This window comes from Mesorhizobium sp. Cs1321R2N1 (assembly GCF_037179725.1).
Lineage (GTDB): Bacteria > Pseudomonadota > Alphaproteobacteria > Rhizobiales > Rhizobiaceae > Mesorhizobium > Mesorhizobium salmacidum.
This window is the reverse complement of the sequence record NZ_JAPYKP010000315.1, coordinates 1-1,147: the sequence shown is the minus strand read 5'-3', so window position 1 is coordinate 1,147 and position 1,147 is coordinate 1. Positions and strand designations below refer to the sequence as shown.

At 64.0% G+C, this 1,147-nt stretch carries 1 protein-coding gene; it reads left to right on the top strand.

The genetic code is table 11. From position 1 onward, the window contains the following. Positions 1-61 precede the first annotated feature (61 nt). A complete protein-coding gene (locus tag O7A61_RS32260) occupies positions 62-1,021 on the top strand; it encodes an IS5 family transposase (RefSeq protein WP_337133185.1) in 960 nt (319 codons plus the stop codon). Positions 1,022-1,147 lie beyond the last annotated feature (126 nt).

Here is a 1,147-nt window from a genome sequence, read left to right as displayed (position 1 = left end):
GGGCCTGTTGCGCAATTCTGGCATTGTGATTCACTTCGATTATGGCTCGGAGGGATTTGCGATGGCGGTGAAGCGGACGGGACAGATGAGCTTTATCGAGGCGTTCCTTGGGAACAAGGCGGTTGGCTCGTCGGGAATCCTGGATCGGATCGAGTCGCTGGTGAAGTGGTACCGTTTCGAGAAGCTGCTTGGCGGGCTCAATCATGGTGGTCCGGGCCATCCCGGCTGGCCAGCGCTGGTTCTCTTCAAGGCCCTGCTCTTGCAGTCGCTTTACGGGCTGTCGGACCGCGAGTTGGAGGAAGCGCTCGCCGACCGGCTGTCGTTCCGCCGCTTCGTGGGGCTCGCCCTCGACGAGACGGTGCCCGACCACACGGTGCTCAACCGCTTCCGCAATCTTTTGATCGAGAAGGGACTTCTGGACAGGCTGTTTGGCGAACTCGACCGGCAGTTGGAGAAAGCCGGCGTGATGCTGAAGCGCGGCGCGATGCTGGACGCGACCCTGATCGAGGCGGCCTCGGCGCCGAGCTCCGGCAAGCGGGCCTCGCTCGATCCGGACGCTGCTTTTGGCGGGACCAGGAAGAAGGGCGGCTTCACCTTCGGCTACAAGGCCCATGTCGGCGTGGACGAGGGTTCGGGCCTGATCAGGACTGTGATCACGACGCCGGCCAACGTCAACGACACCGAGCCAGCCGACGACCTGATCGTCGGCGACGAGAAGGTGGTATGGGCGGATGCAGCCTACCACACCCACGCCCGCCAGGCGCGGCTCAAGGCGCGCGGCATCAAGGCCCGGCTCGCCCGCCGGCCCAACAAACACCATCCCGAACTGCCGCCCCGCCTCAAGCTCTACAACCGCTTGATCGCGCGGCGCAGGGCGGCGGTGGAAACCACATTCGCCACGCTCAAGAACCGCATGCGTCTCACCCGCATCCGCTATGTCGGCCTCGTCAAGGCAACGGCCCAGATCATGCTCGCCACCATCGCCTTCAACATGAGACGATGGGCGGCGATCACGCCATAGCTGCGCCCGAAATCCGCCAAACGCCGCAAAGGCGCGGCTCCCAAACCCCGAAAAGCCTCCAAAGCAACGAAAATGGCCGCCCTCAATCCTCACAACACGCCTCCCGCAATATTGCGCAACAGGCCC

Bases quoted from the DNA above. Each gene is read 5' to 3' on its own strand.
- O7A61_RS32260 (WP_337133185.1), top strand. From the start codon at position 62: ATGGCGGTGAAGCGGACGGGACAGATGAGCTTTATCGAGGCGTTCCTT.